Below are 7,093 nucleotides of genomic sequence, written 5' to 3'. Positions count from 1 at the left end.
ACGACGGCCTCCGCCGGCTCCGTCTTGGGGCCTCGCTCCCTGGGTGGTTGCCGAGTTCGCGCCACCAGCCATGCCTGCGGTGTCCTCAGGTGCCTGGGTTGGCACGGCCGAGGTCTCAGCGCCCCGCACTCACCGGTGTCCGCCGCTGTGCGCCTGAGGTCTCTGGACTCCGTTGACCGCGGCGTCCGCGGTTGGGCGACGACGGCCTCCGCCGGCTCCGTCTTGGGGCCTCGCTCCCTGGGTGGTTGCCGAGTTCGCGCCACCAGCCATGCCTGCGGTGTCCTCAGGTGCCTTGGTTGGCACGGCCGAGGTCTCAGCGCCCCGCGCCCACCGGCGTCCGCAGCCGTGCGCCTGCGGCGTTCGCAGCCGTGCGGCTGGGGGCCTCGGCGCCCCGCTTCGAACTCGTCGCAGGAGGCGCTTGACCTCAACCTAGGTTGAGCAATCAGGCTCTCCTCATGACCCAGAACACGATTGCCGCCGATTCCACGTCCACCGCCACGCCCGCCACGCCCCTTCGCGTCGCCGTCATCATCGGGAGCAACCGCGAGGGCCGCTTCGGGCCGATCGTTGCCGACTGGCTGCTGGCTCGGATTCGCGAGCACGCGGACTTCGAGGTGGACGTCATCGACCTGGCCGACTCCCATCTGCCGACCGCGCTCTCCTTCAACCCGTCGCCCGAGACACTTGCCGAGCTCGGCAAGGTCACCCCGAAGCTGGCCGCCGCCGACGCCTTCGTGGTCCTCACCCCCGAGTACAACCACTCCTACCCCGCGTCCCTCAAGAGCCTCATCGACTGGCACAACGCCGAATGGCAGGCCAAGCCCCTTGCCTTCGTCTCCTACGGAGGGCTCTCCGGCGGCCTGCGCGCGGTCGAGCATCTGCGCCCCGTCTTCGCCGAGCTGCACACCATGACGATTCGCGACACCGTCTCCTTCCACAACGCGGGCGGCCTCTTCGCCGACGACGGCACCCACAAGGACCCGACGGCCGCGAACGCCGCCGCCAAGTCCATGCTCGACCAGCTCCACTGGTGGGCGTGGGCCCTGCAGGCCGCGAAGGAGGTTCGCCCGTACGGCGGTTGAGCCCCGTACGGCGGTTGAGCCCCGTACGGCGGTGGCGCCCGGCGCGGAGCGCGCTCACGCCTCCGGCAGGTGCACCGCCGCCACCGCGCCGCCGCTCTCCGCATTGCTCAGCTCCACCCGCGCTCCGATCGCCTGCGCCTGGCCGAACGCGATCGTCAGGCCGAGGCCCGTGCCCTGGCCGCGCTCACGGGCGCCGGTCTGGAAGCGCCGCGGGCCGTCCTTGAGAAGGTGCTCGGGAAAGCCGGGCCCGTGGTCGCTGACCGTGATCACGGGCCCGGCCACCAGCACGTCGACCGGGTCGGCCCCGTGCCTGCGGGCGTTGGCGACGAGGTTGGCGATGATCCGCTCCAGGCGGCGCGCGTCGGTACGTACGAGCGTGCAGTCAGAGCGGTCGTGAGAGCCGTCGGAGCCGTCGGAGCCGGCAGAGCCGTTCGCCGCCGCGAACCGCACCGGGCTCCCCGATCGCTGCACGATCCCCTCGGCCAGCGTGCCCAGCGGATGCGTGGCCAGGTCCGGGCGCTCCATCTCCGCGTCCAGCCGCGCCACTTCGAGCAGATCCTCGGTGAGCGTACGCAGGGCGAGGACCCGGTCGCGCACGAGTTCCGTGGGCCGGCTCTGCGGCAGCAGCTCGGCAGCGGTGTGCAGACCGGTCAGCGGGGTGCGCAGCTCGTGCGCGACGTCCGCGGTGAAGCGCTGCTCGGCCTCGAGTCGCTGCTGCAAGGACGCCGCCATCGTGTCGACGGCGGTGGCCAGTTCGGCCACCTCGTCCTTGCCGGGCCGGCCGCCGGGTGGTCGTGGATGGTTGATACGGGCGTCCAGATCGCCCTGGCTGATACGGCGCGCGGTGGCCGCCGCGGTCCGCAGCTCGCGGCTGAGGCGGCTGGCGAGCGCGGCACCGCCGAGCGCCGCGAGGGCGACGACGACAGCACCCGAAGCCATCAGCTGGTGGTCGAACTCCGCCATCTCCTCAGCCTGTTGGGCCAACGGTTCGCGGACGGACAGCACATGGTCGCCGACCGGCCGCGCCGCCCACACGACGGGGTCGTCGGCGCTCATGTCGAGGTACGTCGTCCGCCGCCCGTCCAGCGCGGCGGCCCGCAGCGACGTGGGCAGATCGGACGCGTCGAGGGCGGCGTCCGTATCGGCCTCGCCGCCGGTGTCCACCTGCCCCGTCAGCTCGTACAACTGACGCACCCGCACCAACTGCGCGGTCGCCCCCGACCTGGCGGTCTTGGAGACCTGTTCGAGACGCGCCTGGTGGATGAGGACCCCGATGGCCACGGCGACGACCGCGCAACCGAGTGCGAGCAGCGCGGCGATCTTCCAGCGCAGACCGAGGGCGTTGAGTGCGGCGCGGGCGCGCTGGGCGAGGGCCCTCATCTCTGCTCGTCCGAAGGCTTGGCGCTGCCCGAGGGCTCCGGAGTCGGCTTCCGCGTGGGCTTCCGCGTGGGCTTCGGCGACGGCGATGAGCCGTCGGCGCCACCCGGCGTCTTCTTGTAGTTCTTGGTGTCGCTCACCGTGGACATCCGCACGCCGTCCCAGTGGAACCGCACGGCCTGTTCGCCGCCGTCCGCGCACGGGCTACGCACCAGCAGGTCCGAGCCGAGCGTCTCGACGCTCACGCGCTTGCCGGAGGTGAGCAGGACCGGGAACACGCGCCCGTCGCGCTCCGTGTAGACGACCAGGACACTGCGACCGCTCTCCGTGTCCGCGGCCACGAGCAGCTCGGGCCGCCCGTCGCCGGTCAGGTCGGTCAGGAGCGGCGGGCGGAGCCCGGCCTGCCCGGGGCGGTCGATCTCGTCGCGGTCGGCGAGCGGCTTCATCCGCGGATCGGCCCGCAGGACCTTGCGGAAGTCCTCGGTGCCGAGTCCGCCCCTGCCCAGTTTCGGCAGCCCTTCCAACGCCTCCGGCGGCGGCTGGTGGGTGGCGGCGTCGGCGCCGGGCGCCTCGGACGACGTACTGGTCCAGGCGGGCCAGAGCGGTTCGGGGCGCGGCTGCACGGACACGGACGGCGCGGGCTCACCGGCGCCAAGACCGTCCACGCTGCCGCACCCGGCCAGCACGACGGCCGCCGCGACGGCGAGAAGGGCGGCGCGGCGCTGGAGGCGGCGGTGGGGGCGGCGGTGGGGGCAGGAAAGGTTCATGGCCCTACCGACGGTAGGAAGCGTCCATCACGGGAAACGGGACGTTCTGTAACAGACAGGGGTAAGCGGTGTGGAAACGCGGAGATCGGGACCTTCGGCCTGGCCGGTGGCCCCTGCCGCGCCTCCCCGCCGGGTTCGGCGCCCGGGCTGGCGGTAGGTCCGGCGAGAATCGGGCGCATGACGTCGACGTACGAAAGACGTACGAAAGACGTACGAAAGACGTGCGAAGGACGTACGAAGACGTGCGAAAGACGTGCGAAAAAGGAGGGCCGGATGACGCCGCAGCACGGACGGCTGCCGTTCTTCGTGTACGGGACGCTGCGGCCCGGGGAGTCGAACCACGACGTCCACCTGCGCGGCAGCGTCGCGGCAACGCCGCCCGCCCGGCTCTCGGGGGCGGTGCTCTATGAAGGGCCCGGCTATCCGTACCTGGTGGAGGAACCCGAAGGCGGCCCGGTGCGGGGCGAGTTGATCACCCCGCTCCCGTCCGCGTACGACCGGGTCCTCGCCGATCTCGACGTACTGGAGGACTACGCGCCGGGCGACCCCCGCAACCTGTACGAGCGCGTCGCGCGCGAGGTGGTCCTCCTGGACGGGACGACGGCGCGCGCGTGGGTGTACGTGGCGGCGCCGCGGGTGGCGGCGAGGCTGCGCGCTTCGGGGGTGTTGATCGGGGGAGGGGACTGGGCGTCGTTCCGGGCGCGGCGGTGACGGGGCGTGGAGGAGGGGCGGCCGTGAGGGGCGTCGGTGAGGGGAGTCGGTGAGGGGCGTCGGTGAGGGGCGCGCGGCGCGGGCGCCGAGAGCCGGTCCGTGGCGCGGATTTCGCAGCTCAAACGCCTACGCACGCGCTGAGCACTCGATCCGGTGTACTCCATCACCCGTGCGAGCGACCCCCGCCAACCTCATGATCGCGGAGGGTGTCGGCTATGGCACTCTCCGTGTGCACCAGTCGGTGCGTGAGTCGGTGCGTGAGCACCACGTCCTCAGCAGGAGTTGCCCTATGAGCTTTCGCCGTTCGCTGCCGGCCCTCGTCGGCGCCGTAGCCCTCACCCTCGGCCTCCCCGTGGCGGCCGCCGCGTCCGCTCACGCCCCGACCGCCGTCATGAACCCCTGCGGGTTCTACGAGACCGGCAGCGACGCGTTCTACAACCACTGCACGGGCGACGGCTCGAAGGTCGTCATCCACGTGCGGGTGGCCCTCGCCCCCGACTACGAGCGCTGTGTGGGACCGGGCAAGCACTGGCTGGGCTCGTCGAGCAAGATCCAGGGCGCGCACTACGTCGGCCGCACCTGCTGATTCGCCTCCTGCGCTGACTTCCGTACGCGCGTGACAGCGGGCCGGGGTGGTTCCCCCGGCCCGCTGTCACGTGCGCCGCTCACGCCCGCTCACGCCCGCTCGAGCCGCACCGCGCACACCTTGAACTCCGGCATCCGCGACACGGGGTCAAGTGCCGGATTGGTAAGGGAGTTGGCCCGGCCCTCGCCCGGCCAGTGGAACGGCATGAACACGGTGTCGGAGCGGATCGTGCTCGTGATGCGCGCCGGGGCGACGGCCCGCCCCCGCCGCGACACGACGGTCACCGGCTCGCCCTCCTCGACCGCGAGCCGCGCGGCCAGCTGTGGATGCAGTTCCACGAAGGGGCCGGGAGCGGCGGAGTTGAGCTCCTCGACGCGGCGGGTCTGGGCTCCCGACTGGTACTGCGCGAGGACCCGCCCGGTGGTCAGGAGTACGGGATACTCCGCGTCCGGCTCCTCGGCGGCGCCCCGATGCACCACCGGCACGAACCGCGCCCGCCCGTCCTCGGTGGCGAACCGGTCGAGGAAGAGACGCGGGGTGCCGGGGTGCTCGGCACCGGCACCGGTCCCGCCGTCATCCGCACCCCGCTCCCGGCTGTCTCCCTCGTCATCCGCGTCCGGCGACCGGCTGTCGCTGTGGTCGTCCGCGTCCCGCTTCCCGCCGTCTCTGTGGTCGTCCGCGTCCCGCTTCCCGCCGCGTCCGCGGTCATCCGCACCCCCCTCCCCACCGTCTCGCGCGGGGCACGGCCAGAACACTCCCTCCCCGTTGCCCTCCTTCAGGCGCGCGTACGAGATCCCCGAGTAGTCCGCCACTCCGCCCGCGCTCGCCCTGCGCAGTTCCTCGAAGACCTCCTCCGGGTCCGTCGGGAAGCCCTTCTCATGGCCGAGGAGGGCGGCGAGACCGTGCAGCACGTCCAGATCGCTCCGTACACCGTCCGGCGCGCTCACCGCACGGCGGCGCAGCAGCACCCGCCCCTCCAGGTTCGTGACCGTCCCCGTCTCCTCGGCCCACTGCGTCACCGGCAGCACGACATCGGCCAGTTGGGCCGTCTCGGAGAGCACGACGTCCGCCACCGCCAGGAAGTCGAGCGACCGCAGCCGCTCCTCCACGTGCGCGGCGCGCGGTGCCGAGACGACCGGGTTGGAGCCCATCAAAAGCAGCGCCCTGATGTCCCCGCCGAGCGCGTCGAGCAGCTCGTACGCGGATCGCCCGGGGCCCGGCAGCGAGTCCGGGTCGACGCCCCACACCCCCGCCACGTGGGCCCGCGCCGCCGGGTCCGTCAGCTTGCGGTAGCCGGGCAACTGGTCGGCCTTCTGGCCGTGTTCCCGCCCGCCCTGCCCGTTGCCCTGCCCGGTCAGACAGCCGTACCCGGCGTGGGGGCGGCCCGCGTTGCCCGTCGCGAGGCAGAGGTTGATCCACGCGCCCACCGTGTCCGTCCCCTTGGACTGCTGCTCGGGCCCGCGCGCGGTGAGTACCATCCCGGCCGCGGCGTCACAGAACATCCGTACGGCATCCCGGAGTTGGGGCACGGAAACGCCGCTGATCCGCTCCACGTACTCCGGCCAGTGGGCCATCGCCGCCGCCCGCGCCTCCTCCCAGCCGCTGGTGCGCTCCTCGATGAACGCCTCGTCCGTCCGCCCCTCGGCCACCACCAGGTGCAGCAGGCCGAGGGCGAGGGCGAGGTCGGTGCCGGGGCGCGGCGTCAGATGGAGGTCGGCCTGCTCGGCGGTGCGGGTCCTGCGCGGGTCGACGACGATCAGCTTCCCGCCGTTCGCCTTCAGCTCCGTCAGATACCGCAGCGCGGGCGGCATCGTCTCGGCGAGGTTCGAGCCGACGAGGATCACACAGCCGGTGCGCGGGATGTCCTCCAGCGGGAACGGCAGGCCGCGGTCGAGCCCGAAGGCCCGCTGCCCCGCCGCTGCCGCCGACGACATGCAGAACCGGCCGTTGTAGTCGATCTGCGACGTGCCGAGCGCCACCCGCGCGAACTTCCCCAGGGCGTACGCCTTCTCGTTCGTCAGACCTCCGCCGCCGAACACCCCACAGGCGTCCGCGCCGTGTTCCGTCCGCGTGCGGGCGAGTCCCTCGGCGACGCGGGAGACGGCCTCCTCCCAGGTGGCCGGTTCGAGCCGGCCCGTGGCGTGGGATCGGATGAGTGGCTCGGTCAGGCGCACCCGGGAGGAGAGCACAGCGGGCGCTGTGCGGCCCTTGCCGCACAGCGCGCCCCCGTTCACGGGGAACTCGGGACGCTCCACGACCTCCGTCCCGCCGGGGCCGCTGGTCAGGCCCATCCCGCATTGCAGCGCGCAGTACGGACAGTGGGTCGGTGTCGCCTTGGTGTGCATACCGGCCAGCCTCCGCCGGGCTTGTTACGCGCCCCGACGCGATCGCGTTACACCCGCGGTAAGCCGACCTCAGCAAGGCCCGCCCCCCATTGTGAGCCGCGCGCGCCCCGCCAGGGGCGCGAGGAACGGCGCGAGGACGGACCACGACCCGCACCCGGCGGTCGCGCCCCGCCAGGGGCGCGGGGAACGGCGCGAGGAGGGACCAACGACCCGCACCGGGCAGTG

At 72.8% G+C, this 7,093-nt stretch carries 6 protein-coding genes; 3 read left to right on the top strand and 3 right to left on the bottom strand.

Going from position 1 to position 7,093, the window contains the following annotated elements:
* Positions 1 to 455: 455 nt before the first annotated feature.
* A complete protein-coding gene (locus ACZ5WE_RS03980) occupies positions 456 to 1,082 on the top strand; it encodes an NADPH-dependent FMN reductase (protein WP_467687749.1) in 627 nt (208 codons plus the stop codon).
* Between the two features lie 54 nt (positions 1,083 to 1,136).
* Here the strand turns inward: ACZ5WE_RS03980 and ACZ5WE_RS03975 are convergent, their stop codons facing one another.
* Together ACZ5WE_RS03975 and ACZ5WE_RS03970 are read right to left on the bottom strand one after the other, a co-directional pair.
* Complete coding sequence (locus ACZ5WE_RS03975; protein WP_467687751.1) at positions 1,137 to 2,462, bottom strand: sensor histidine kinase; 1,326 nt, start codon at positions 2,460 to 2,462, stop codon at positions 1,137 to 1,139.
* Entirely contained in the window at positions 2,459 to 3,226 is a 768-nt protein-coding gene (locus ACZ5WE_RS03970) for a hypothetical protein (RefSeq protein ID WP_467687753.1), read from the bottom strand. Before ACZ5WE_RS03970 ends, ACZ5WE_RS03975 begins: the two co-directional genes overlap by 4 nt.
* A 273-nt stretch (positions 3,227 to 3,499) precedes the next feature.
* On the opposite strand from ACZ5WE_RS03970, the gene ACZ5WE_RS03965 reads away from it, so the two are divergent.
* Together ACZ5WE_RS03965 and ACZ5WE_RS03960 are read left to right on the top strand one after the other, a co-directional pair.
* Entirely contained in the window at positions 3,500 to 3,937 is a 438-nt protein-coding gene (locus tag ACZ5WE_RS03965; protein ID WP_467687755.1) for a gamma-glutamylcyclotransferase family protein, read from the top strand.
* Positions 3,938 to 4,226: 289 nt separating this feature from the next.
* Positions 4,227 to 4,523 carry a DUF6355 family natural product biosynthesis protein gene (locus ACZ5WE_RS03960; RefSeq protein ID WP_467687757.1) on the top strand — a complete coding sequence of 99 codons (297 nt, stop codon included), beginning with the start codon at positions 4,227 to 4,229 and terminating at the stop codon, positions 4,521 to 4,523.
* Between the two features lie 89 nt (positions 4,524 to 4,612).
* On the opposite strand, the gene ACZ5WE_RS03955 is transcribed toward ACZ5WE_RS03960, so the two are convergent.
* The gene (locus ACZ5WE_RS03955; protein ID WP_467687759.1) at positions 4,613 to 6,868 is read right to left on the bottom strand and encodes a molybdopterin oxidoreductase family protein; all 2,256 of its coding nucleotides are present in this window, start codon (positions 6,866 to 6,868) and stop codon (positions 4,613 to 4,615) included.
* Positions 6,869 to 7,093: the final 225 nt, after the last annotated feature.

The organism is Streptomyces sp. NPDC033180, from assembly GCF_055577645.1.
The sequence above is the reverse complement of the archived record's forward strand: the minus strand, read 5'-3'. Positions and strand labels throughout refer to the sequence as shown.